This window comes from Terrabacter sp. Soil810, from assembly GCF_001429645.1.
Lineage (GTDB): Bacteria > Actinomycetota > Actinomycetes > Actinomycetales > Dermatophilaceae > Terrabacter.
Window position 1 is genome coordinate 187,691 of the sequence record NZ_LMSW01000011.1, and the last position, 24,238, is coordinate 211,928.

The following is a 24,238-nucleotide window of genomic DNA, read 5'->3' on the forward strand; positions in this document are numbered from 1 at the left end:
TCGACCTAGCGGAGGTCCTCCTCGCTGACGCCGAGACGCACCTTGCCCTTGCTGGGGCAGTCGTCGGCGTGCGCGAGCGCGTCCTTGCGGGCCTTGTCGCGGGCTCGTCGCGCGGGGCCCGTCCAGTCGCAGCTCTTGCAGTAGCCGAGCACGAACGAGCCGTCCTCCTGGGTCGTGTCCGCGTCGACGCGCTCGAGGGTTGCGTGGTGCTTGTTGCCCTCGCCGTCCTTCACGGTCAGCTCGTCACCGCGACGCCTGAAGAACCGCGGGCCACCCCCAGACTTCGCCATGGCGTCATCGTCGCCTGCTTCACGGCCGGGCACCAGTGGCCGTTCAGCGAACGGATGGTGTGCCACGTGACCCAGCCCGTCATGAGGTGCCGGCGCCCCCGTGATCGGATCATCGTGTGGACGCGATGGCAACGACGCCCGGTTCAACCGCATCACCGTCCGCGAGAGTCGCGATCCTGCCGTCGGTGAGCTCGATGACCGCGTCGGCGGTGGCGAGGTGCTCGTGGTCGTGGGTGACCATCACCGTCGTGAGGTTGCGGTCGGTGGTCAGCTCACGCAGCAGGTCGAGCACGGCCTCTCCGCGGTGGCGGTCCAGGGCGCTCGTGGGTTCATCGACCAGCAGCAGGGACGGCTGGTTCATCAGGCCTCGAGCGATCGTGACACGTTGACGTTGTCCGCCGGAGAGCTGGCTGGGGCGCTTGTCTGCCTGGGGGACGAGTCCCACCGCGCCAAGCAGGTCCATGGCCTGGATCCGGGCGGCATCCATGTCCCTCCCGGCGATGTGGGCGATCACGAGCAGCTGGTCCAGGGCCGTGAGTGAGGCAAGCAGGTTGGAGGTCTGGAACACGATGCCGATCCCCTCCCGTCGCGCCTTCGCGGTCTCGGTGCGACTGAGCTGGGCGAGGTCGCGCCCGTTGAGCAGGACGCGCCCGGAGTCGGGGGTGATCAGTGTGGCCGCCACAGCGAGCAGGCTGGACTTGCCTGAGCCGGAAGGCCCGACGATCGCGGTGAGGGTGCCGGGTTCGGCGGTGAGACTGACGTGGTCGAGGGCGGTGAGGCGCTGCTCGCCGTCCGGGTAGGTGAGGGTGACGTCGTCGATGTGGAGGGTCATCGTGCACTTCCCAGGGCAGTGAGGGGGTCGACGGAGGTGACGGTGCGCAGCGAGACCGCCGCACCGACGAGGCCGAGCAGGATCATCACCGCGCTGGGGAACAGCAGGGTGGGCAGGGCCAGGACGAACGGGACGGCGGTGCCGGCGAAGGCTCTGATGGCTGCCCCGATCGCGGACGCGGCTGCGGTGCCGAGGGCCGTGCCGATGGCGAGCAGCGCCAGCGCCTGACCGAGTGCGTCCTTGAGCAGGTAGCCCGTGGAGGCACCGACGGCCTTGAGGATGGCGATCTCGCCGCTGCGCTGGACGGTCCAGACCGTGAAGAAGGCGCCGATGACCAGGGCGGAGATCGCGAACAGCAGGACGCGCATGAGCTGCAGGGACCCGTTCTCGGAGGTGTAGGAGCCGATCCCGGAGAGCGACTCGGCCACCGTGAGGGTGCGGGTACCGAGGGCTTGGTCGGCGGCGGCGAGATCGGCTCCGCCGGTGGTGGTGAGGGCGATGACGGTGGCGTTGCCCGGCGTCAGCCCGGAGGATGGCGCGTTCTCGGTGGCCGCCCAGATCACCGGGGCGTGCGAGAACTCGTCATCGCCGGAGACGGCCTCCACGGTGACGAGCTGACCCGTCAGCTCGATCTGGTCACCCGCGGCGACCTCGAGCGAGGCGGCGGCCTTCGAGGACAGGACGACCCGGTCGGTGCCGACTCGCGGTGCCAGCGCGGAACCGGCCGGGACGGCGAACACCGCGACAGCGGCGCTGCGCCCGCGCCCGCTCCCGCTCCCGCTGGCACGGGTCATCGCGATGCGGACCGGATCGGCGCTGACCACGCCGTCCACGGAGGCCCACTCCTGCTGGACGGAGGGGGTGATCGAGGACTCGGTGAAGGCCAGCTTCTGTCCCTCGGCCGGGGCTGAGAACACGAGGTGGTCGGCGGGCAGGTCGGTGATGGCGGAGGTGTTGCCCCGCGCGAGTCCGGCGGTCAGGCCGGACAGCAGGACGACGAGCATGGTGATGAGGGTGACGACGGCCCCCATCAGCGCGAACCGCCCCTTGGCATGGCGGAGATCTCGGATGGCGACGAACACGCCGGTGGCTTCCTTTCCACGGTGTCCCGGCTCGTGCACGCCCGCCCGTGGGCTCCAGCGCTCGGATGACCGGCGCGCCGCGGTTGCGGCGCCACAGGCAACGTTCCTCGATCCGCACGCTCGCGGCATCGGGCGTGAGTACGGATCCGCGCGATCAAGAGATGCAGTGGCCGTTCAACCCTTTGATGGATGCGCCACCTCGCGTCGGCGCCATAGGCTCTCCAGCGACATGATCCACGGTGCCCGGAGCCAGCCCCATCACGATGCGGCCACCCGCCGGTGGGAACCGACCCCGGTGCCGGCCCTGCTGCGAGCGGGGTTGCACCTGCTGGTCGGCGCACTGCTCGTCCTCGTGGCCGGGCGCAGCGCCTCCGACCAGGCTCCCGGCTGGCCGTGGGTCGTGGCATTCGCTGCTCTCGTGGGAGTCGTCTATGCGGTCGGAGCCAGGTCGGCGGTCGTCGCCGGGTCCCAGCTCGCGGCCGGCGCCTGGCTCGCGCTGTTGCTCTCGGCCTGGGTCGCCCTGCTGATCCTGACCCCGGAGGCCGTCTACCTGGCGTTCCCCTGGTTCTTGCTGCTGCTGCACCTCCTGCCGCCGCGGCAAGGGCTCGCAGCAGTCGCCGTCGTGACCCTGGTGTCGGTCGCCGGGTTCGGCTGGCACCAGGAGACGTTCACGGCTGCAATGGCGATCGGACCCGTGCTGGGAGCCGTTGTCGCGATCGCCACCGTCTTCGGCTACCAGGCGTTGCAGGCCGAGTCGGAGCAGCGACGGCAGCTGATCGTCGAGCTCGACCGCACCCGCACCGAGCTGGCCGCCGCCCAACACCGTGCGGGCGTTCTCGACGAGCGAGAACGCCTGGCTCGGGAGATCCACGACACCCTCGCCCAAGGCCTGTCCAGCATCCAGCTGCTCCTGCAAGCGGCCTCCCGCTCCCTGGACCCCGACCGCGAGGTCGACCCGGCCCGGGCGGCGGTCCTCGTCGAGCAGGCCCGCGTCGCCGCGAAGGACAACCTGGCAGAGGCCCGCCGCGTCGTCCGCGCCCTGACCCCGGGCGACCTCGAAAGCTCAACCCTGCCGGCGGCTCTGCAGCGACTGTGCGACACGACCGCCTCCCGGACCGGCATCGACGTCGTCTTCCACGACGAGGGTCCGGCGACCGCCGTGGCCAAGCCCGTGGAGGTCGCCCTGCTCCGGATCGCCCAGGGCGCGCTCGGTAACGCCGCGCAGCACTCGCGAGCCACCCGCGCCGATGTCACCCTGACCATCATGGACAGCGAGGTGACCCTCGACATCGTCGACAACGGGATCGGCTTCGCCACCGACGCGCCCGCCGCCGACAAGCCCGGCAGTGGGGGCTATGGCCTCGGGTCCATGCGCTCTCGGACTGCCGAGCTCGGCGGCACGCTGACGGTCGAGTCCCAACCCGGCCGCGGCACAGCGGTATCGGTTCATCTCGACCGGGTCAGCGCGACCCCAGCCACCGGTGAGCGCCAGTGACTGCGATCCGTCTCCTTCTTGCCGACGACCATCCGGTGGTGCGCGCGGGACTGCGCGCCGTCCTGGAGTCCGAGCCGGACATCGCGGTCGTCGACGACGTCGACACCGCAGAGGCTGCGGTCGAGCGTGCCGGCCGCGGTGACATCGACGTCGTCCTGATGGACCTCCAGTTCGGCACCGGCCTGAGTGGCAGCGCCGCGACCCGGCAGATCACCATGGCGCCGGCCGCTCCACGCGTCATCATCCTGACCACCTACGACACCGACGCCGACATCATCGCTGCCGTCGAGGCAGGCGCCTGCGGCTACCTGCTCAAGGACGCTCCACCGGATGAGCTCAGTGCGGCCGTGCGTACGGCCGCAGCGGGGCAGTCGGCCCTCGCGCCCGCCATCGCCGGCCGCCTCATCGAGCGGATCCGCATCCCGTCACAGGCATTGAGCACCCGGGAGACCGATGTGTTGGTCCTCGTGGCGGCGGGCAGGTCGAACCAACAGATCGCGTCCGAGCTCTTCGTGTCCCAGGCCACCGTCAAGTCACACCTCGTGCACATCTTCGCCAAGCTCGACGTGGACTCACGAACCGCCGCGGTGGCCGTGGCCGTCCAGCGAGGACTGATTCGCCGGAGCGATCGCCCACGGTAGACAGATCATCGGCACCACCCGGACACTGACACCGACGGCCGCAGAGGAGGAGACGTGTCCCGCTTCGGATTGACTGCCCTGGCTCTCCTTGTCGTCGTCGCGACTTCCGGCTGCGCCGTCAGCGACGGATCCGGCGGCGCGGCGGATGCCACGAGCACCCCCCGGGCCGCCGAACCCACGAGCGGTGTCGACCCCGAGGCTCTCGCGATCGCTGATCTCGCTGCCCTGACAGGCGTCGACCCTGCCGACATCGACGTGGTCACCCACGAGCGGGTCACGTGGCCCGACGGCTCGCTCGGCTGTCCCAAGCCGGGCTACTCGTACACGCAGGCGCTGGTCGACGGCTATCGCATCGTGTTGCGTGCCGGGGCCGAGGAGTACGTCTACCACGGAGCAGACGGGCAAAAGCCCTTCCGCTGCGTCCAGACCGGCTCCAACGGGGCAGTCGGCGGCTGAGTCCGCGTCACGAGGTCGGCGCACGCGCCGTCTCGAGCGCGCGGCGGGCGCTGGTGGCGGCGCGCAGAAGCGCCGCACCGACCGGCAGCGACCGGTGCTCGTCGGAGAGGATCTCGACACCCCACGGCCCGGCCCAGCCGGCGGACCTCAGGGCCGCGATCATGCCCGCGAGGTCGAAGCTGCCCTCGCCGCAGTACCGGCGGCGGTGGACGGTGTCCTCGAAGAGGGAGCCGACCACCTGTGGGTCCGCGTCGTTCAGCTCGACCCCGATGATGCGTTCGAGCGGCACCGTCGCCAGGTCCGACGGTGGCGTCCCGGCGCGGGCGATGTGCCAGGTGTCGATGATGACGCCGCCCGCCGGGTGCCCGGCCTCGGTGACCAGTCGCAGCCCCTCCTCGAGCGATGCGACGTTGGACCACGGGAAGAACTCGATCCCGAGGCGGGCGCCCACGTCCTGCGCCTGGGCGGCGAGCTCGGCGAACCGTGCAGCCCAGAGGCTGCGGTCCCACGGCGCGTTGTCGCCGTCGGGGGTGACCTTGAGGTGGCGGGCACCCAAGGTCTCCGCGGCCTCGAGGAGTGCCCGGCGCACGCGGTCGGACTCGTGTCGGTGGGCTCCATCGTCCCACCAGTACGGGATGCCCTCCAGCTCGAGGTGGGTGATCCCGCTGTCGGTGAGCAGGGCGCGAATCCCCTTGAGGCCGTATGCCGTCACGGCCGCAGGGAGGTCGTCGGAGAGGAGGCCGAAGCCTGGGTACCCGGCGGCCGACGCGGCCTCGACGCGCTCGCGCAGGGTGAGCGGGCTGCGCAGGTCGGCGCGGTCGGAGGCGGCGTCCCCGGCACTCGTCCAGCACGTGGCGAGGAGGTCGTCGGGTGCGGATCGGGACGTCATCGGACGGCCCTCTCGGGGTCGACGTGCGTGGGTCGGGGGCCCAGGCCCACCGCCTCGTAGCACTGGTCGATGAGGCGCATCGTCAGCACGGCGTCGTCGGCGTCGGGACGGGCCGGGGTGCCGGTGCGGATCGCCGTCGTGAGGGCCTCGAGCTGGTAGGTGTACGAGGAGCGTCGACCGAGGTGCTCGGTGCGGGTGCCGGCTGCGGTGGTGACGACGAGCCGGTCGTCGTGGTGGGGGTTGACGAAGTCGGTGATGACCGCCTCGCCGGCGGTGCCGACGAGGCGATGGCTCATCTCGTGGTGGTCGCTCGCCATGCTGCAGCCGGCGGTCCCGGTGACGCCGTCGGGGAACTCCAGCTCCGCGGTGAGCCACTCGTCGACCCCCGGGTGACCGCTCCGCTCACCGCCGGTCGCGCTGACCAGAGCAGGCTCGCCGCCGGCGAACGGGGCGAGCAGGCGCAGGGTGTGCAGGCTGTAGCAGCCGAGGTCCATGAGGGCCCCGCCGCCGAGCTCGAAGGACCATCGAGGGTCTGACGGAGCGGGAGCCGGCATGTCCATGACGGTCTCGACGTGTCGCAGCTCGCCGATCTCGCCGCTCGCGAGGATGGCGTGGAGTCGCGCGACGAGTGGGTGCCAGAGGTAGTGGAAGCCCTCGAAGAACTGTCGGTCGCTCCGGCGCGCGGCCGCAGCGACGGTCTCGGCCTCGGCCGCGTTGCTCGCGGACGGCTTCTCGGTGAAGACGTGCTTGCCGGCGCCCAGCGTGGAGAGGTTCCACGGCCCGTGGAGGCTGTTGGCCAGCGGGTTGTAGACCACCTCCACCTCGGGGTCCTCGATGACGTCGAGGTAGGAGTCGTGGACCCGTTCGACGCCATGGGCCTGCGCGAACGCGCTGGCCCTGGAGCGGTCGCGAGCGGCGACGGCGACGAGTCGGGCACCGGTGATCCTCGCGGGTTTCACGAGGGCGAGCTCGGTGATGCGTGCGGCCCCGAGGATGCCGAGGCGCAGCGGCTCCGTGGCCGGCATCTCGCCGGTCGAGCCCGTCATGGGAGCCGGACCTCGTCGATCCGCACGGGGCGGTGCTCGCGCAGGGACAGGGCGGCGGCTTCGGCGATGTAGGCCACGGCGAGGGCGTCATCGACCGTGCACGGCGAGCTCCGCTCTCCCGCAACGACATCCGTGAACGCCTGCAGCTCGGCGCGGAAGGCAGCCGTGAGCCGGTCCATGAAGAAGGTGGCCGGCGGTCCGGCGGGCCAGGTCGCTCCCGGCTCGAGGTTGCGCAGGGGAGTCGTGTCGCTCCACCCGGCTGCGACGCTGTCCTCGGTCCCGTGCAGCTCGAGGCGCACGTCGTAGCCGCGCGGGTTGTAGCGGGTGTTCGACACGACCGCGGTGGCGCCGTCGTCGAAGGTCAGCAGGGTGGCCGCCGTGGCGACGTCGCCGAGCTCGGCGAAGAAGTCCGCGCCCCGTGCGCTCCCGGTGGCGTACACCTCGACGACCTCCCGGCCGGTCACCCAGCGGACGGTGTCGAAGTCGTGCACGCTGCAGTCGCGGAAGATCCCGCCGGAGGTCTCGATGTACGCGCGCGGTGCGGGCGACGGGTCCAGCGTGGTCGACCGCACCGTGTGGACCCAGCCGAGCTCGCCGGACTCGACAGCGGACCGGGCGGCGCTGAAGGCGGGGTCGAAGCGGCGCGGGTAGCCGACCTGCACCGGTGTCCCGCGTTCGGTCACGTGGCGGGCGATCGCCACGGCCTCGGCGAGGTCGCCCGACAACGGCTTCTCGCAGAAGACCGGCACCCCTGCCTCGACGCCGGCCCGGATCAGCTCGGTGTGCGCGTCGGTGGCCGCGGCGATGACGATGGCGTCGACACCGCCGGCCAAGAGGCTCGCGGGCGAGTCGGCCACGTCGGCGCCGACCCGCTCCGCGACGGCTCTCGTCGCGGCCGGGACGACGTCCGTCACGACGAGGGAGTCGACGGCGGGCAGCCGGGACAGGGTGTCGGCGTGGAACGAGCCGATTCGACCGAGACCGATCAGGCCAAGGCGCATGGGTTCTCCTCGGGGCGGGTGCGAGTGCCACGACCCCGCGCACCCGATCCGCCGAGGCGACCGAGGACGTCGTGGTCCCGGTTGATGACCCCAGCGTGGGGCTCCTCGCGGCGGCGTGGCGCCGGCCGAACCCCTCAATAAGCCCTCAGTACCGCAGCCCGCCCGCGCCGGTCGTCAGTGGGCGTGGATCCGCGGAGGGATGTTGTATGCCGTCACGACCTCGACGTGGGCCGCGACCGAGGTGGGGGCGCCGGGCACGAGGCGGTGGGCGCGCATGACCTGGCGCACGCCGGCCCGCATGTCCGCGTGGAGGTCGTGGTGCAGCACGGCGGTGAGCACCCCGGAGCGCAGCAGGTCGAGGTTGTCCTCGTCGAGGTCGTGGGCGACGAAGACGACCGGCGTGAGGCCGGCCGTGGTGAACGCACCGGCGATGGCGCGGTTGCCGCCGCCGACCGAGTAGACCGCACGCACGTCCGGCTGCGAGCGGAGCAGATCGGCGATCAGGGCGCCCATCGTGGCGTCGAGCCCGTCGCTGTCGGAGATCGTGTGGACGCGCCGGTCGGGGTCGAGGCGGGAGAGGGTGGCCGTGAAGGCGTCGGCCCGCTCGCGCTCACCGAAGAAGAACGACCGGCTCAGCGTGAGCAGCACGTCGCCGGGCCGGTCGCCGAGCACCTGCGACACGAGGTAGGCGGCCGTGGCGCCGGCCGCGGCGTTGTCGAGCCCGACGTAGGCGACCCGTGCGCTGTCATGCAGGTCGGTGACGAGCGTGACGACCGGGATGCCGCGTGCGGCGAGGCGCGCCACGGCGGACGCCACGGCGGGGTCGTCGGGTGCCTTGAGCACGACGCCGTGGCAGACCCGTCCTCGACGACCGAGGCCGTCGAGGACCTCGACGGCGGCGTCCACGTCGGCGTTCTCGCGCAGGTGGAAGCGCGCTCGCACCGTAGCGGGTCGCAGGGCCGGCAGCTCGTCCTCGAGGGCGGCGCGGACGGCCGAGCTGAAGCGCGACGGTGCCTGGACCACGACGTCGAGCAGGAGGGTCCGTGCCGCGAGCCGAAGCTGGGTCTGCTGGCGGTCGAGGTCGAGCACGGCCTGCTCGACCGCGCGCACGGCCCGGGCGCTCGCCCCCGGACGGCCGTGGAGCACCCGGTCGATCGTCGCCTCCGACAGGCCGGACTGCTCGGCGATGTCGCGCACACGGTGCGACCTGGTTCGGTGCGGGGCCATGAGCACGAGAGTAGTCCGGACACCCCTTCCACTGAGGTGTTTCTGAGGTCTTCCGGTCCCTCGACGACCACCGCTCCGACCGCATCCTTGAGGCACTGGCCACGACCGCACCTGCGGTGCAGGCCCACCCGCACCACTACCGATCACCCCTGATCACCGTCGATCCGCCCGAGGAGGGCACCATGACCATCACGCCGACCAGCGCACGCACCGGCTGGATCCGTCCCGAGGACGCTCGGCTGTCCGACCTGCTCGCCGTGCTCGACGAGACGACCGACCTCGCCGACTACCCGCACGCGACCCGGGTCGAGCAGGAGGTCCTCGTCTACGACTGGGCCACCCTCCGGCACACGGCCGCGGACGACGCGACGAGGGGCGACGTGCAGGCCGAGCTCGGGCGAGCCCTCTCCGACGGGCCCGGGATCGTCGTGCTGGCAGGCGCTTTCGGGGCCGAGCCGCTCGACCGCGCGACCGCCGCCTTCGAGCGGATGATCGCCGAGCAGCGCGCGAGCGGCACGGCTGCCGGCGACCACTTCGCCAAGCCTGGAGCGAACGACCGCATCTGGAACGCCCTCGAGAAGCTCGCCGTGGCCGACCCCGCGGCCTTCGTCGACTACTACGCCAACGACGCCCTCGCGCTCGCCGCGCAGGCCTGGCTCGGCCCGGGCTACCAGGTCACCTCGCAGCTCAACGTCGTCAACCCCGGCGGCGCCGGCCAGACGGTGCACCGCGACTACCACCTCGGCTTCCAGTCGGCCGAGACGTGCGCGCGGTACCCGGCGCACGTGCACGCCCTCTCGCAGGTGCTGACGCTGCAGGGCGCCGTCGCCCACGTCGACATGCCCGTCGAGTCCGGGCCGACGCTCTACCTGCCGCACAGCCAGAAGTACACGCACGGCTACGTCGCCTACCAGCAGCCCGAGTTCCAGGCGTACTTCGTGGCCCACCACGTGCAGCTGCCGCTCTCGGCCGGCGACGCCGTGTTCTTCAACCCCGCACTCCTGCATGCTGCCGGCACCAACCACACGACCGACGTGCGCCGCATGGCGAACCTGCTGCAGGTCAGCTCGGCGTTCGGTCGGGCGATGGAGACCGTCGACCGGGCGCGCGTCGTGGAGGCCGTCCACCCGGCCCTCGTGGCGGCCCGTGCCGCCGGGATGCCGCCGCGCGAGGTCGCCAACGTCGTCGCCGCGAGCGCCGAGGGCTACGCGTTCCCGACGAACCTCGACCGGGACCAGCCCGTCGACGGCATGTCGCCGCGGACGCAGGCCGAGCTCGTCACCGACTCCCTGGCCGCCGACGTGCCTCTGGCCGAGCTTCGCGACGGCCTGTCGCGCCAGCAGTCGGGCCGCGAGAGCCACTGAACCGGCCTGCGGCTCAGGGGCGCCCGCGGGTCGTCGACGAGTCGCAGCAAGGACACGGTGTCGAAAACGCCCCACGCGAGGCCTGCACGTGGTTGGGTACCGTCGCGCCCATCGGCGCCGCTCCGCAGCCGCGGTGACCCACCTTCCATATCTGGAGGCAACTCGTGTCGTTCGTCGACGCCATCAAGACCGTCCTGTCCAAGTACGCCACCTTCTCCGGCCGCGCCCGTCGCTCCGAGTACTGGTTCTGGGCGCTGGCGGCGGCCATCGTCGGCATCATCGCCAATGTCATCGACCAGGCGATGGGTGCGAAGCCGGGTCAGGTCGGCGTCCTGTCCGGCATCGTCGCGCTCGCCCTGCTCCTGCCCAACCTCGCGGTCATGGCTCGTCGCCTGCACGACACGAGCCGTAGCGCCTGGTGGATCCTCATCGGCCTCGTCCCGTTCGTGGGCGCCATCGTCCTGATCGTCTTCGCGGTCCAGGACAGCCACGGCGACAACCAGTACGGCCCGTCGCCCAAGGCCGTCGGCAGCGCGCCCTCCTACAGCTGACCGTCCACCGAGAGGCCCCGTTCCGCGCTCGCGGGGCGGGGCCTCTCGTGTGCGGTGCTCGCAGTACCGTGGAGCACGAGGCAGCCCTGACCGTTCGACCCCACAGATCCGGAGACCCCAGCACCGTGACGTCGCAGCCCGACTGGAGAAGCGGAACCCCACACCCCACCGGCGGCTACGACAAGGTGATCGTCGCCCGCGGGGACACGCTCTACTTCACGGCAGCGCGGCTGCACCGGCTCGACGGGCCGGCCGTCGAGGCCGAGGACGGCAGCGTGCAGTACTGGGTCCACGGCAAGCGGATGACGGAGCAGGAGTACCACGACCGCCCCGCGACGTGAGACGCCGGAGGGCGGAGCCGGCGGCTACCGGTGGGCGGCGTCGTACGCGGAGACGACCGACTGCGGGATGCGTCCCCTCGCGGGTGCGTGGTGCCCCACCTCCGCCGCCCAGGCGCGGATCAGCGCGTTGCGGGACTCGCCCACGGCGGGAAGCACCGTCGTCAGGCGCGTGGGTCCGGTGTGCGTCCGTCGTTCGTCGCCGGCGCGCCGTGCCTTCTCCACCCACGCGTCCAGCGTCGAGCGGAGTGCCTCGGCGTGGGCCTCGGAGAGGTCGATCTCGAAGGTGTCACCGTCGATCCCGAAGGTGACCGTCTCCGCGGCCTCCGTGCCGTCGAGGTCGTCGACGAGGGAGACGATGGTCCGGCGCATGGCTCGAGCGTAGTGGGCGCCGGACCGTGGTCGGACCCACCCTCCCGTCTGTGTAAGGTAAGCCTTACCTACTCAGGCGTGCCTCGGACGAGCCCGGCACGCCTTTCCGGATCACGAAGGCAGCTCACATGACCTCCCGCCCCTATACCTCCATCGGCGTCGCCATCGCGGCGGCCGGTGCCCTCGCCCTGACGGCCTGCGGCTCCGGTTCGTCCGCGGACGGCGGCTCGAGCGCCGGCACGGGCAGCATCACCGTCTACAACGCGCAACACGAGAGCCTCACCAAGGAGTGGGTCGACGCGTTCACGAAGCAGACCGGCATCGAGGTGACCGTGCGCAACGGCGACGACACCGAGATGTCCAACCAGATCATGCAGGAGGGCGCGGCATCGCCGGCCGACGTCTTCCTCACCGAGAACAGCCCCGCCATGACGCAGGTCGAGAACGCCGGGCTCTTCGCCGACGTCGACCAGGCCACCCTCGCCCAGGTTCCCGCCGGCTTCCGCCCGTCCACGGGCAAGTGGACGGGCATCGCGGCCCGCTCGACGGTCCTCGTCTACGACAAGCGCACGCTCCAGGAGAACCAGCTCCCCGCCTCGATGCTCGACCTCGCCAGGCCGGAGTGGAAGGGCCGCTGGGCCGCGTCGCCGTCCGGCGCCGACTTCCAGGCCATCGTCTCGGCCCTGCTCGAGCTCAAGGGCGAGGCCGTCACGAACGACTGGCTGACCGCGATGAAGACCAACGCCAAGGCCTACAAGGGCAACAGCACCGCGATGAAGGCGGTCAACTCCGGCGAGGTCGAGACCGCGCTGATCTACCACTACTACTACTACGGCGACCGGGCCAAGACGGGCGAGAACTCGGCCAACGTCGGCACCCACTACTTCAGGAACCAGGACCCGGGCGCCTTCGTCTCGGTCTCCGGCGGTGGCGTGCTGAAGTCGTCGAAGAATGCCGCTGCCGCTCAGTCCTTCCTGAAGTTCGTCACCGGCAAGGCCGGCCAGGAGGTGCTGCAGAAGGGCACCTCCTTCGAGTACGCCGTCGGCTCCGACGTGCCGTCGAACCCGGCGCTCGTGCCCCTGAAGGACCTCCAGGCCCCGACGGTCGACCCCGCCAAGCTCAACTCCGCCACGGTCACCGATCTGATGACCAAGGCGGGTCTGCTGTAGTTCTCGGGTGACCACCGACCTCACCGGACCGGGCGCGCACCGCGCGACCGGCGCCGGCACGGCTCCCACGCCGGGCCCGGGCACCCGCCCGGGTCCGGCGTCCGGGCGTCGGCGGCCGCCCGTCCTGGCGGTCATCGCCGTGCTCATCGCCCTCTTCTCGCTCGTGCCCCTCGGCTACGTCATCGCAATGACGGTGGCGACGGGATGGGATGCCGCGGTCGCCTTGATCTTCCGGGCGCGGGTCGGCGAGCTGCTGCTCAACACGATCCTGCTCATGTTCTTCTCGATTCCCCTGTGCCTCGCCCTCGGAGTCGGTGGCGCGTGGCTCGTCGAGCGAACGAGCTTGCGCGGCAACAGGTTCTGGGCGCTCGCGCTGGCGGCGCCGCTCGCCATCCCGGCGTTCGTCAACAGCTACGGCTGGGTGTCGGCCGTCCCGTCCCTCGCCGGCCTCTCGGCCGGCGTGCTCATCTCGGTGCTGTCGTACTTCCCGCTCGTCTACATCCCGGCTGCGGCGACCCTGAGCCGCCTCGACCCGTCGCTCGAGGAGTCGGCGGCCTCGCTCGGGCTCGGGCCGTGGCAGGTCTTCCGACGGGTCGTGCTCCCACAGCTGAGGCTCGCGATGACCGGGGGCGCGCTGCTCGTCGGCCTCCACCTGCTGGCCGAGTACGGCGCCTTCGCGATGATCCGGTTCGACACCTTCACGACGGCGATCATGGTGCAGTACCAGTCGACCTTCAACGGCGCCGCCGGCAACATGCTCGCCAGCGTGCTCGTCGTCCTGTGCCTCCTGCTGCTCGTCGCCGAGGTGCGCAGTCGCGGCACCGCTCGCTACGCCCGCGTCGGCTCCGGCGGGCAGGCCGCCCCGGGGCGTATGCCGCTGGGCGGGCTCCACGTGCCGGCGCAGCTCGCGCTGCTGCTCCTCGTCGTGCTCGCCGTCGGCGTCCCGATGTGGTTCGTGCTCCGGTGGGTGGTGCTCGGCGGCTCGGAGATCTGGGTGCCCGAGGAGATCATCCCGGCCCTGCTCCAGACGCTGCTGTACGGCGTGGCCGGTGCGGCCGCGACGACACTCGTGGCCTTCCCGATGGCCTTCCTCGCCGTGCGGCGCCCGAGCTGGTTCACCCGCTCGCTCGAGCTGTCCAACTACATCACGAGCTCGATGCCCGGCATCGTCGTCGGCCTCGCCTTCGTCACCGTGAGCATCCGGTTCCTGCCGGCGTTCTACCAGACGGCCGTCGTCCTCGTCGCCGCCTACGTGCTGCTCTTCCTGCCCCGTGCCCTCGTCAGCCTGCGCTCGGGGCTCGCGCAGGCTCCGCGCGAGCTCGAGGAGGCGGCCCAGGCGCTCGGTGTGCGCCCCTTCGGCGCCTTCGTCCGGGTGACGCTCAGGCTCACCGCACCGGCGGCGGCCGGAGGGGCGGCGCTCGTGTTCCTCGCCATCGTCAACGAGCTGACGGCGACCCTGCTGCTCGCCCCGAACGGCACCACCACGCTAGCGACGGAGTTCTGGGCCAAGAGCAGCGAGATCGACTACGCCGGCGCCGCGCCGTACGCCCTCCTCATGGTCGTGCTCTCGGCGCCGATGACCTACCTGCTCTTCCAGCAGTCGAAGAAAGCGGCCGGACAATGACCACGACATCCCCGTCGACCCCCAGCCCACGGGTCGGCTACCACGACCCGTCGGCGCGGGGCCGCCTCGAGGTCAGCGGCCTGACCAAGAGCTTCGGCCCGCAGCAGGTGCTGCGCGGCGTCACGCTGTCGGTCGACCCCGGCAGCACCACCGCGATCGTCGGCCCGTCGGGCTCGGGCAAGACCACCCTGCTGCGGCTCATCGCCGGCTTCGAGCGTGCCGACGCGGGCGCGGTGACCCTGAGCGGGCGTGCGCTCGCGAGCGCCGACGCCTGGGTCCCGGCGCACCACCGCGACGTCGGCTACGTCGCCCAGGACGGCGCCCTCTTCCCGCACCTGACCGTCGGCCAGAACATCGCCTTCGGCATCGACACCTCGGCCCTGTCCGGTGGCCGCAAGGCCGCACGGGCACGAGTCGCCGAGCTGCTCGAGATGGTCTCGCTGGACAGCGCGCTCGCGGCACGGCGCCCGCACGAGATCTCGGGTGGGCAGCAACAGCGCGTGGCGCTCGCGCGGGCCCTCGCCCGTGAGCCGGAGCTGATGCTCCTCGACGAGTCGTTCTCGGCCCTCGACGCGGGCCTGCGGGTGGCGACCCGACGCACCGTGGCCAAGGTGCTCCACGACGCCGGCATCACGACCGTCCTCGTGACCCACGACCAGGCGGAGGCGCTCAGCTTCGCCGACCAGGTCGCCGTGATGCGCGACGGCCTGCTCGCGCAGGTCGACAGCCCGCTCGAGGTCTACACCCGGCCGGTCGACCGCGCCACGGCCGAGTTCCTCGGTGACGCGGTGATGCTCGAGGCGTGGGTCGACGGCGATACCGCCACGTGCTCGCTCGGGGCGGTCCCGGTCGCGGAGACGTCGCTGCGCGGCCGCGTCCAGCTCATGCTCCGGCCGGAGCAGATCCGCGTCGACGAGCACGGCCCGATCCGCGGCGTCGTCGTCGACACCGACTACTTCGGCCCCGAGAGCACGGTCCGGCTCGAGCTGACGTCGAGCCGCGAACCCGGTTGCGAGACATCGGCGCTCGCGCGAGGTGGCGAGATCATCAGCATCCGCCACTCGAACGCGTTCATCGCCGCCAAGGGCACCGAGCTGCGGCTGCGCATCGAGGGCGAGGCCATCGCCTTCCCCGCCCTCCTGCCGAAGTCCCCGTCGTCCCCGTCGTCCCCGACGGGCCCGGGCGCCTAGCCGGCGATCGCCCCGGAGTCTGCGCGGCCCTCAGGGCATCGGCACCGGGACGTCGGTGCCGCCCTGCGGGGTGACGCGGCCGCGCACCCGCACGACGCTCGGCATGGGCACGAAGCCACCGGCCAGGAGGGCCTCGCCCTGGCGGAAGCGCGCCGCCTGCGCGATCAGCCCGCGGGGGACGAAGCCGAACACGGACGCGAGCTGCTCGAGGTCGTCGCGTGAGTTCATCCTCATCAGGGTGAGGTTGTCGCACTGCGACACGATCCCGGGGTGCACCTTGGACGGGCGCTGGGTCGACAGGAGCAGCCACAGACCGTACTTGCGGCCCTCGGCGGCGATCTGGATCAGACGGTCGCGCACCGCGACCCCGAGCGGGGTCTCCGGGTCGGGCGGGCACAGGTTGTGCGCCTCGTCGACGACGATGAGCAGCGGGCGACGCTCCCCGCGGCGGGCCCAGAGGTCGTCGAGGACGGCGAGGGCGACGGCGAGCTGCTCCTCGGACCGGTCGTAGCCGCCGAGGTCGAGCACGGTTGCCGCCGGTCGGCGGGCGATGACCTCGGTCGCAGGGGTCGCGCCGAACGCCCACGTCTTCGTCCACTCGACGACCCCGAGGTTCTCGAGGCGCTGGGCCAGGGCCTCGGCGTCCGGGTCCCCGAGCGAGCGCAGGTAGGGCACGATCTGTCCGGCCTCGACGGTGTTGAACTCGCCGTCGAAGAGGCGCAGGAGCGCGTTGTACTCAGCGCGGTCGACCACCGGGTCCAGCCGCAGCACCGCGGCCTTGGCCCGCGACGTCAGCTCGGTGAAGCGCACGCGCAGCGGTGAGTCGGGGTCGTCGGGCCGCAGGACCACGACCTCGCGCTCCTGCAGCGCGCGTGCCTGGTCCGAGCCCGGCTCGACGGCCTGCTCGTGCAGCCGCACGAAGTCGCTGTTGGGGTCGAAGACGACCATGGGCAGCCGGGTCGTGACGAGGATGCGCTCGAGGAGCACGCCGAGGGCGTACGTCTTGCCGGAGCCGCTCTGGCCGCACCAGAAGGTGTGCCGGTTGAGTCGGTTGGGCACGAGGGCGACGCCGACCGAGTCCTGGCCGGCGAGCTGGCCGAGGTGCAGCTCCGGGTCGGTGCCCGACAGGAGGCGATGGACGGCGTCGGGGCGCGTCGGGCGTACCGCGACGTCGTGCCAGGCGGCGTCCGCCGGCCGCGCCTGCGCACCGGAGCCGACCTGCACCAGCGTACCGGTCGCCGCGAAGCCGAGGCCGTCGCTCGAGACGTCCTCGACGAAGGCGAGCACACCGTCCTCGCCGTCCAGCTCGAGGTAGTCGCCCGCCAACGGACGCTCGCTCGCCGGGCCCCGAGCCACGAACGACCTCCCGTCCGTGGACTCCAGGTGGGTGGCGACAGGCGCTGGCTCGACCTCGGCGTTCGCAGTCATGGACCCATGATGCTCACCCCCGGCCCGCGTGGGCACCCCTTGGCGCAGAAGGCCTCCCGTCCCGCACGAAGATCACCCTTGAGGGGTGACCGCAACGACTCCCGACGTGACCATGCTCGGAGCAGGAGCGGGCGCGACGTCAGGTCGGTCCGCGACCGGTCGAGCGCCGGGAGGGCCCATGGAGCAGTCTGACTTCGTCCACACAGGACAGAAGGTCGGCCTCGTCATGGCCTCCTTCGTGACGCCGTCGACCCTCGCGCCGTCCTTGTCGAAACGCTCGTGGGCCGACCAGGGCATCATCACCGGACTCTCGAGCGGGTCGAGCTACCTGCTCGCCCTCACGGCACAGGACGTCATCGACGTCGTCGCCGGGGCGGCGGCGTCGTGGGTCGTGTTCCCCGACGCGTGGTCCGAGGACCGGCGCCGTTCGGCGGCTGCCCTGGGCTGCGAGCTGGCGATGGCGCCGCTGGGACTCGGCCTCGCGGCCTACCTCGACCGGCGGGGTGTCGCCACGGCCAGGGAGGGCGTCCTGCGGCAGGGCGCCTGGCGGATGGGATCCGCGGCCCTCTGTGGCTCGGTCCTCATCGGCGCCACCGCCGGGGTGCGCCGGCTCGACCGGGCCATCGGCGCCGACGGGCGCCTCGCGGCGCTGCCCCTGTCGATCCCCGTCGGCCTGGCGACGTCTGCGGTCCTCGAGCGGACCCGGCGGACCGGCTCGGAAGCCGGGCTCGACACGGTCGACGACGTGCCCACGCTCAAGGGTCTCGCCGCCGGCGGCGGCGTGCTCGCGGTCCTCTACGGGGCCGGCTGGGTCGAACGATGGACCGCCGAGCAGGTGCGGCGCCTCGCCCCGGGCCAGACGCCCGGTGCCGGGCTCGCCTGGCAGCTGGCCTCGCACGCCGTCTTCGTGGCCGGGGCCGGCGTCGTCGTCAGTGCCCTCTGGACCCGCGCCATGCAGCGCATCGAGGCCGTGACGACCACGGTGGACCCGTGGATGCGCGCGGCACCCGGCGTCTGGACCGATCCGATGACCAGTGGCGACCCGGCGAGCCTGGTGTCGTGGGACTCCCTCGGGCGTGAGGGCCGGCGGCACGCCGTCACCTACGTGCGACCCGCGCCCGTAGCCAACCCGCAGGCCCTCCCCGACGGCAGGACACCGCCCGACCTGTCCATCGCGACGGTCATGGGCGAGCCCGCCCGCGCCCACCCCGTCCAGGTGTTCGTCGGCCTCGACAGCGCACCGACCCCCACCGAGCGCGTCGAGCTCGCGATCGCCGAGATGGACCGGACCGACGCGTGGTCCCGGTCGATGCTCATGCTCGTGTCTCCGACCGGGACGGGCTACGTCAACTACGTCGCCATCGCCGCCGCGCAGTACCTCACCCGCGGTGACGTCGCGAGCGTCACGATGCAGTACTCCAAGCGCCCGTCGCCGCTCTCGCTCGGCAAGGTCCGCGACGCCCGCCAGCAGAACCGGCTGCTCTGGCTGCGCATCCTCGAGCGGGTGCGCGCCATGCCCCCGGACGAGCGGCCCGAGGTCGTGCTCTTCGGCGAGTCGCTCGGTGCGCACACGAGCCAGGACGTGCTGCTCGGCTGGGGGACCCTCGGCCCGCAGGCGCTCGGCATAGACCGGGCCCTGTGGATCGGGACGCCCGGCGGCAGCAAGTGGATGCACGAGGTCACCGGCGCCCCGCGGCCCGACGTCGACACGAGCCTCGTCGCCGTCGTCAACGACCACGAGCAGCTCGTGGCCCTGGGCCAGGAGGCACGGGACCGGCTGCGCTACGTGCTGCTCAGCCACGACAACGACGGCGTGACGAAGTTCGGTCCCGACCTGCTCAACCGCAGACCGCCCTGGCTCGGACCCGGCCGCCCGCGTCGCGAGGACGTGACGCTGCGGTCACCACGCGGCATACCTGCAGGGATGCGGTGGCGTCCCGTCACGACGTTCTTCCAGACCCTCATCGACATGAAGAACGCCCAGCTGCCGGGCGAGTTCAGGGCCTGGGCCCACGACTACCGGGCCGACCTGCCGGAGTTCGTCCGCGACGTCTACGGCCTCGAGTGCACCGACGAGCAGATGCAGGCCATCCAGGCCGCGGTCCGCGTCCGCGAGGAGCTCCGCGAAGGGGTCTTCGCCTGAGGTCCCCACCGACAGCACCACCAGATCGACCCCAGACCTGGCGCAGAAACCGCCAGAACCAACCACAACCAGGCACCACCAACCGAACGGAGAACGCCATGGCCGGCGCCACCCCCACCGCTCCCACCCGTCGCGCGCGCACGCTCTGGGCGGCCGGTGCGAGCACGTTCGCCGCGACGATCATGCTCGTCGTCGGCGTGTTCCAGTTCATCGAGGGCCTCATCGCCGTCGTCAACGGCAACGACTTCCTCGTCAAGACGCCGAACTACCTCTTCACCTTCAACGCGACGGCGTGGGGATGGTTCCACATGATCATCGGCCTGTGCGCGGCCGTCGCCGGCGGGTTCATCTTCACCGGCAACGTCCTGGCCCGGTCGGTCGGCGTCGCGCTCGCCGTGCTCTCGGCGCTCGCGAACTTCCTCTGGCTGCCGTACTACCCGCTCTGGGGGATCGTCATCATCGCCCTCGACGTGCTCGTCATCTGGGGACTGACCTCGGTCGACCTCAGCGATCTCTGACCGGGTGCGCTCAGGCTCGGGACAGCCAGGCAGGCCCGAGCTCGAGCAGCTCGGCGCGCAGTGTCTCGTCGTCGACGTCGTCGAGCTTCGGGTCGATGCCGGCCGCGGCGACGCCGGCACCGACGACGGAGACGGCGATGCGGCGGCGCAGGTCGGGCGTGGGGCCGAGCAGCAGTGAGGTCAGTCGTCCGACGAGCGAGGTGAGGTCGTCGTGGGCCGCCATGATGCGCTCGACCTCGGGGTCGCGCATGAGCGCCGCGACGACCTTGCGGTGGCCGATCATGAGGTCGACGAGCCCGCGCAGCGCCGCCATCGCCGCCCCGTCGGGGGTGGGCAGCGACTCCGCTGCGGTGACGAAGGCCGTCATGTCGACGAGCGCCTCCTCGAGGACGGCGAGGACGATGTCCTCCTTGGCGTGGAACTGGTAGTAGACGGCGGCCTTCGTGACCCCGAGGTCGTCGGCGATCATCTGCAGCGACGTGCCGCTGACCCCGTGCACGGCGAAGAGCTCGACGGCGGCGTCGATGACGCGCCGCCGGCCGTGGCCCCGCGGGGCCTGGGGTCGAGCCATGGTCGCCTCCGTCGCGTCGGGTGTCGGGGACCGGTGTCGTATGCCGTGTGCTGCCGGCCGTGCCCACCGGGCGAGCCGTTGGGGCCCGCTGGGAGGTGGTGCGCGTCACCCTAGCGGAGCTAGCCGATCGGCTTGTCAGTCACTTAGCCGATCGGTTAACTTTGATCGGACGGTCAGCGACGCCCGGTCGATCCGCACCACCACCTCGAGCTCGCGCCCCCGTCGCGGCGAGCCACTGCGAGCCACTTCGAGCCCCTGGAGTCACCCCGATGGCCACCCTGCTCTACCGGATCGGACGCTTCGCGTTCGGACGTCGCGGCGTCGTCGCGTCTGCCTGGTTCGTCCTGCTCGCCGTGCTCGCCGGGGTGCTGCTGGCACTCGGCAGCGCACCGACCTCGAGCGTCACGATCCCCGGCACCGAGTCCCAGCGCGCGCTCGAGGCGCTCGCACAGGAGTTCCCGCAGGCGAGCGGCGCGTCCGGCACCGTCGTCGTCCGGGCGCCGGAGGGGCAGACCCTCGTGGCGCCCGCCTCCAAGGCCGTCGTCGACGACGTCGTGGCGCGGGCCTCGAAGGTCCCCGGGGTCGTCGGCGCGCTGAGCCCGTTCGACACCAAGGCGATCAGCCAGGACGGGCGCTACGGCCTCGTCACCGTGCAGTTCGACCGGACGGCCGACGAGCTCAGCGCCGACCAGCGCGCCGCCTACGAGGCCCTCGGCGACGACGCCCCGGCCGGGTGGACGGTGGCCGCGGGCGGCGAGCCCCTGCTCGCCACCCCCGAGATCGGCTCGACCGAGGGCATCGGTGTGCTCGTGGCCCTCGTGGTGCTCGTCATCACCTTCGGCTCGCTCGTCGCGGCCGGCATGACGATGGTCAACGCGCTCGTCGGCGTGGGCGTCGGCATGATCGGCCTGCTCATCGTCGGGCACGCTGTCGAGCTCTCGAGCGTCACGCCGGTGCTGGCCCTCATGCTGGGTCTCGCCGTCGGCATCGACTACTCGCTCTTCATCACCTCGCGCTACCGGCACAACCTCGCCCTCGGCCTCGAGCGCCAGGAGGCCGCCGCCCGGGCCGTGGGCACCGCGGGCACCGCCGTGGTCTTCGCCGGCCTGACGGTGATCATCGCCCTTGCGGGTCTGTCCGTCGTCGGCATCCCGTTCCTGACCGCGATGGGTCTCGCCGCCGCCGGGACCGTCCTCGTCGCCGTCCTCGTGGCTGTGACGCTGCTGCCGGCCCTGCTCGGCTTCGCGGGCGACCGCGTGCTGTCCCGACGCCAGCGTCGGGCCGACCGCGACGAGGGGTTCGGGACCGACCTCGACGAGCGTGCCGGCAACCGCGGCTTCGCCTGGGGCCGGTTCACGGTCCGCCACCGCGTGCCGGTGCTCGTCGCCGGCGTCGTGCTCCTCGGCGCGGTCGCCCTCCCGGCCGCCGACATGCGTCTCGCCCTGCCCGACGACGGCACCGCGCCGGTCACGAGCAGCAAGCGCGTGGCGTACGACCTCATCTCCGAGGGCTTCGGCGAGGGCTTCAACGGCAGGCTCGTCATGGTCGTCCACGGCGACACCCCGCAGCAGGCGCAGCAGGCCGCGGCCGGCGCCGCGAAGGCCGCCTCCGCCCTGCCGGGCGTGCTCGCGGTCGCACCCGGGCAGACGAGCGCCGACGGGCGGACCACGATCCTCGCCGTCATCCCGAAGTCGGGGCCGACCGCCCAGGCGACCGTCGACCTCGTGCGCGACCTGCGCTCGTCGCTCGCCGTGACGTCCGCGGCCACCGGCGCCGATATCTCCGTCACCGGTGTCACGGCCGTCGGCGTCGACGTGTCCGACAAGCTGTCCGCCGCTCTTCCCATCTACCTGCTCGTCGTCGTCGGGCTCGGCTTCGTGCTGCTCATGCTGATGTTCCGCTCGCTGCTCGTGCCGCTCAAGGCAACGCTCGGCTTCCTGCTGACGATCGGCGCGGCGTTCGGCGCGACGGTCGCGATCTTCCAGTGGGGGTGGCTGTCGTCGCTCGTCGGGCTCGAGACCGCGGGTCCGCTCGTCAGCTTCCTCCCGATCCTGCTCATCGGCATCCTCTTCGGTCTCGCGATGGACTACGAGGTCTTCCTCGTCTCGCGGATGCGCGAGGACTTCGTGCACGGCGAGACCGCGCGTGAGGCGGTCGTCGCGGGCGTGGGCCACGGCGCACGCGTCGTCGTCGCGGCGGCGCTCATCATGATGTCGGTCTTCGCCGGCTTCGTCCTCGTCGAGGACCCGATCATCAAGTCGATGGGCTTCGCGCTCGCGTTCGGTGTCGCCGTCGACGCCTTCGTCGTGCGCCTGTCGCTCGTGCCGGCCGTCATGTCGTTCCTCGGCGACAAGGCGTGGTGGCTGCCGCGCTGGCTCGACCGGGCGATGCCCGACGTCGACATCGAGGGCGAGAAGCTCCGTCCCACCGGCGGATCCGCCGGCGCCACGGTCACGGACCCGCCGGTCGCCCAGCCCGCTCCCTGACGTCGCCGACCCCGGATGCCGTGGGGGAGAGGGGGCGCGGCATCCGGGGTCGCGGCGTCAGCGGAGCGCGATCACGAGGACGAGGACCAGGGCCGAGACCGCGACGACCCCCGCGGTGGCGGCCGTGCGGGCCAGCGTCGGGGCGGCGACGGCTCGGGGGTCGCGGCCGTCACCGGTGCGCAGCAGGCGGCGGCCGTCGCGGTAGCGGCGTCGTGCCGTCAGGGCGAGGTCGGCGCTCCACACCAGGCCGAGTCCCGCCACGGCATACCCCGTCGGTCCGAGCTGCTGCGGGAGCACGCGCAGTCCGATGAGCGAGCCGACGGCGACCGAGAGCGCCGTGCGCCGCCAGGCGAGCGACGTGCGCTCCGCCTGCAGACCGGGGTCGGCGGGGGAGGTCACAGCAGCAGCCCGACGACGACGGCGAGGGCGACGAGCCCGAGCAGCACCGCGATCGGCAGCTTGAGCCCCGAGGACGGCAGGGGCGCGAGGTGACGCATCGCGCGCTCGGTGCGCACCCACGAGAGCCAGGCCTGCGCCGTCGCGGCGATGCCGGCGAGCACGAGCAGGACGGAGATCGTGACCCGCAGCCACTCGGTCACGGGCAGCTGCAGGGCCTCGACGGCGAGCCCCGCCGCCACGAAGGCCAGGCCGGTGCGGATCCATGCGAGGAAGGTGCGCTCGTTGGCGAGGCTGAAGCGGGGGTCCGGGTCCTCGCCCTCCTCGAAGACGGAGCGGGGGAAGCGTCCGCGGTCCTCGGCCATCGGTGCGTCGTCCTCCTCCTCGACCACCCCTGCGCTCGCAGGGGTCGCACCGATCATCCTCCCGCGGCGGGTCGACCGGTCGCTGCGGCACGCGCGTGATCCCGCCCCGGTCGTGGCGGGGCGGGCCCCGGTGACCGCGCCTGGCTCACGCGGGAGCCCCGGCCTCAGCCCGGGAGGGCGACCGTGCCGGCGAGGGCGGCGTCGAGCTTGTCCTGGCCCTCGAAGGAGTTGGGCCGGCCGGCCCCGGACTCGACGAGCGAGCGCAGGCTGCCGAGGACGTACTGTCCCCAGGCCGTGTGGCACACCTCGTAGCACTCCTGCTCGGGCGAGAGCCCCACGTGGGTGAAGCGGACGAGGGTCCCGTCGTCGGTCTCGGACACCTCGAAGGTGACGGTCGTGCCCTTCCACTCCTCGTGGTCCTCGGTGAAGGACAGCCACGCGTCCAGCACGAGCCAGCTGACCCTCCGGTCGGGCTCGAGCTCGGTGATCCGGAACGTCGACCAGTGGATGTCGGGCACGGAGTAGGAGAACTCCGCCCCGAGGCGGTCGGTGGGCCCCTCGATCGTGCCCGACCACCAGGCGCGGACGTCGGTGATGGCGGCGAAGGCCTGCTCGGGCGTCTGGTCGACGGTGAACGACAAGGTGAGGTCGGTGCTCATGGTCCTGCTCCCATCCATCGGTGCCGTCACCCGGTGGTGACAGTCACTTGCATCATGCAAGTCACTGTAGGACCGGGTGCTTTCATGATGCAAGCACTTGGCTAG

Annotated in this window: 25 protein-coding genes; 12 read left to right on the plus strand and 13 right to left on the minus strand. The window is 72.1% G+C overall.

Annotation, left to right across the window (positions count from 1 at the left end):
- Positions 1–5: 5 nt before the first annotated feature.
- The 3 genes from ASG96_RS06750 to ASG96_RS06760 form a co-directional block, all read right to left on the minus strand.
- The gene (locus tag ASG96_RS06750; RefSeq protein ID WP_056752476.1) at positions 6–290 is read right to left on the minus strand and encodes a hypothetical protein; all 285 of its coding nucleotides are present in this window, start codon (positions 288–290) and stop codon (positions 6–8) included.
- A 109-nt stretch (positions 291–399) separates the two neighbouring features.
- Positions 400–1,122 (minus strand): ABC transporter ATP-binding protein, encoded by a 723-nt coding sequence (locus tag ASG96_RS06755; protein WP_057587476.1) that lies wholly within the window; start codon positions 1,120–1,122, stop codon positions 400–402.
- A complete protein-coding gene (locus ASG96_RS06760) occupies positions 1,119–2,204 on the minus strand; it encodes an ABC transporter permease (RefSeq protein ID WP_057587478.1) in 1,086 nt (361 codons plus the stop codon). Before ASG96_RS06760 ends, ASG96_RS06755 begins: the two co-directional genes overlap by 4 nt.
- Before the next feature lie 229 nt (positions 2,205–2,433).
- Here ASG96_RS06760 and ASG96_RS06765 point away from each other — a divergent pair, with 229 nt between their 5' ends.
- The 3 genes from ASG96_RS06765 to ASG96_RS06775 are packed head-to-tail and all read left to right on the plus strand — an operon-like array spanning position 2,434 to position 4,796.
- Positions 2,434–3,699 carry a sensor histidine kinase gene (locus ASG96_RS06765; protein WP_082591674.1) on the plus strand — a complete coding sequence of 422 codons (1,266 nt, stop codon included), beginning with the start codon at positions 2,434–2,436 and terminating at the stop codon, positions 3,697–3,699.
- 5 nt (positions 3,700–3,704) lie between these two features.
- A complete protein-coding gene (locus ASG96_RS06770) occupies positions 3,705–4,340 on the plus strand; it encodes a response regulator transcription factor (protein ID WP_200958573.1) in 636 nt (211 codons plus the stop codon).
- Between the two features lie 54 nt (positions 4,341–4,394).
- Positions 4,395–4,796 carry a hypothetical protein gene (locus ASG96_RS06775; RefSeq protein WP_056752493.1) on the plus strand — a complete coding sequence of 134 codons (402 nt, stop codon included), beginning with the start codon at positions 4,395–4,397 and terminating at the stop codon, positions 4,794–4,796.
- A 7-nt stretch (positions 4,797–4,803) separates the two neighbouring features.
- On the opposite strand, the gene ASG96_RS06780 is transcribed toward ASG96_RS06775, so the two are convergent.
- From ASG96_RS06780 to ASG96_RS06795, 4 genes are all read right to left on the minus strand, one after another.
- A complete protein-coding gene (locus ASG96_RS06780) occupies positions 4,804–5,685 on the minus strand; it encodes a sugar phosphate isomerase/epimerase (protein WP_056752496.1) in 882 nt (293 codons plus the stop codon).
- The gene (locus ASG96_RS06785; protein ID WP_056752498.1) at positions 5,682–6,731 is read right to left on the minus strand and encodes a Gfo/Idh/MocA family protein; all 1,050 of its coding nucleotides are present in this window, start codon (positions 6,729–6,731) and stop codon (positions 5,682–5,684) included. Before ASG96_RS06785 ends, ASG96_RS06780 begins: the two co-directional genes overlap by 4 nt.
- The gene (locus ASG96_RS06790; protein ID WP_056752501.1) at positions 6,728–7,732 is read right to left on the minus strand and encodes a Gfo/Idh/MocA family oxidoreductase; all 1,005 of its coding nucleotides are present in this window, start codon (positions 7,730–7,732) and stop codon (positions 6,728–6,730) included. The genes ASG96_RS06785 and ASG96_RS06790 overlap by 4 nt, the downstream gene beginning before the upstream one ends.
- Positions 7,733–7,906: 174 nt before the next feature.
- A complete protein-coding gene (locus tag ASG96_RS06795; protein WP_056752506.1) occupies positions 7,907–8,959 on the minus strand; it encodes a LacI family DNA-binding transcriptional regulator in 1,053 nt (350 codons plus the stop codon).
- Between the two features lie 182 nt (positions 8,960–9,141).
- Here ASG96_RS06795 and ASG96_RS06800 point away from each other — a divergent pair, with 182 nt between their 5' ends.
- From ASG96_RS06800 to ASG96_RS23180, 3 genes are all read left to right on the plus strand, one after another.
- Positions 9,142–10,323, plus strand: a complete 1,182-nt coding sequence (locus ASG96_RS06800) for a phytanoyl-CoA dioxygenase family protein (protein WP_057588341.1) — start codon at positions 9,142–9,144, stop codon at positions 10,321–10,323.
- A gap of 164 nt (positions 10,324–10,487) precedes the next feature.
- Entirely contained in the window at positions 10,488–10,874 is a 387-nt protein-coding gene (locus ASG96_RS06805; protein ID WP_056752510.1) for a DUF805 domain-containing protein, read from the plus strand.
- 125 nt (positions 10,875–10,999) lie between these two features.
- Positions 11,000–11,215: a hypothetical protein gene (locus ASG96_RS23180; RefSeq protein ID WP_157610718.1), complete on the plus strand. Its 216-nt coding sequence runs from the start codon at positions 11,000–11,002 to the stop codon at positions 11,213–11,215.
- 24 nt (positions 11,216–11,239) lie between these two features.
- On the opposite strand, the gene ASG96_RS06810 is transcribed toward ASG96_RS23180, so the two are convergent.
- Positions 11,240–11,584 carry an Lsr2 family protein gene (locus ASG96_RS06810; RefSeq protein WP_056752513.1) on the minus strand — a complete coding sequence of 115 codons (345 nt, stop codon included), beginning with the start codon at positions 11,582–11,584 and terminating at the stop codon, positions 11,240–11,242.
- Between the two features lie 128 nt (positions 11,585–11,712).
- On the opposite strand from ASG96_RS06810, the gene ASG96_RS06815 reads away from it, so the two are divergent.
- Genes ASG96_RS06815 through ASG96_RS06825 form a run of 3 tightly spaced genes read left to right on the plus strand, consistent with a single transcriptional unit; the run spans position 11,713 to position 15,567 of the window.
- A complete protein-coding gene (locus ASG96_RS06815; protein ID WP_057587482.1) occupies positions 11,713–12,753 on the plus strand; it encodes an iron ABC transporter substrate-binding protein in 1,041 nt (346 codons plus the stop codon).
- Positions 12,754–12,760: 7 nt separating this feature from the next.
- Positions 12,761–14,377, plus strand: a complete 1,617-nt coding sequence (locus ASG96_RS06820) for an iron ABC transporter permease (RefSeq protein WP_200962659.1) — start codon at positions 12,761–12,763, stop codon at positions 14,375–14,377.
- Positions 14,374–15,567, plus strand: a complete 1,194-nt coding sequence (locus ASG96_RS06825) for an ABC transporter ATP-binding protein (protein WP_200962660.1) — start codon at positions 14,374–14,376, stop codon at positions 15,565–15,567. Before ASG96_RS06820 ends, ASG96_RS06825 begins: the two co-directional genes overlap by 4 nt.
- A gap of 30 nt (positions 15,568–15,597) precedes the next feature.
- On the opposite strand, the gene ASG96_RS06830 is transcribed toward ASG96_RS06825, so the two are convergent.
- Positions 15,598–16,995 (minus strand): ATP-binding protein, encoded by a 1,398-nt coding sequence (locus ASG96_RS06830; RefSeq protein ID WP_082588491.1) that lies wholly within the window; start codon positions 16,993–16,995, stop codon positions 15,598–15,600.
- A gap of 178 nt (positions 16,996–17,173) precedes the next feature.
- On the opposite strand from ASG96_RS06830, the gene ASG96_RS06835 reads away from it, so the two are divergent.
- Positions 17,174–19,138: an alpha/beta-hydrolase family protein gene (locus tag ASG96_RS06835; RefSeq protein ID WP_056752519.1), complete on the plus strand. Its 1,965-nt coding sequence runs from the start codon at positions 17,174–17,176 to the stop codon at positions 19,136–19,138.
- A 98-nt stretch (positions 19,139–19,236) separates the two neighbouring features.
- Entirely contained in the window at positions 19,237–19,656 is a 420-nt protein-coding gene (locus tag ASG96_RS06840; protein WP_056752520.1) for a hypothetical protein, read from the plus strand.
- A 10-nt stretch (positions 19,657–19,666) separates the two neighbouring features.
- Here ASG96_RS06840 and ASG96_RS06845 read toward each other — a convergent pair whose 3' ends face one another.
- Positions 19,667–20,227 (minus strand): TetR/AcrR family transcriptional regulator, encoded by a 561-nt coding sequence (locus ASG96_RS06845; protein ID WP_056752522.1) that lies wholly within the window; start codon positions 20,225–20,227, stop codon positions 19,667–19,669.
- 269 nt (positions 20,228–20,496) lie between these two features.
- On the opposite strand from ASG96_RS06845, the gene ASG96_RS06850 reads away from it, so the two are divergent.
- Positions 20,497–22,713, plus strand: coding sequence for an MMPL family transporter (locus ASG96_RS06850; protein ID WP_057587484.1), 2,217 nt, complete (start codon positions 20,497–20,499; stop codon positions 22,711–22,713).
- 57 nt (positions 22,714–22,770) lie between these two features.
- Here ASG96_RS06850 and ASG96_RS06855 read toward each other — a convergent pair whose 3' ends face one another.
- The 3 genes from ASG96_RS06855 to ASG96_RS06865 form a co-directional block, all read right to left on the minus strand.
- Complete coding sequence (locus ASG96_RS06855; protein WP_056752528.1) at positions 22,771–23,112, minus strand: DUF202 domain-containing protein; 342 nt, start codon at positions 23,110–23,112, stop codon at positions 22,771–22,773.
- On the minus strand, positions 23,109–23,474 hold the full coding sequence (locus ASG96_RS06860) for a YidH family protein (RefSeq protein ID WP_056754471.1): 366 nt from the start codon (positions 23,472–23,474) through the stop codon (positions 23,109–23,111). The genes ASG96_RS06855 and ASG96_RS06860 overlap by 4 nt, the downstream gene beginning before the upstream one ends.
- Positions 23,475–23,638: 164 nt before the next feature.
- On the minus strand, positions 23,639–24,133 hold the full coding sequence (locus ASG96_RS06865) for an SRPBCC domain-containing protein (protein ID WP_057587486.1): 495 nt from the start codon (positions 24,131–24,133) through the stop codon (positions 23,639–23,641).
- Between the last annotated feature and the right edge of the window lie 105 nt (positions 24,134–24,238).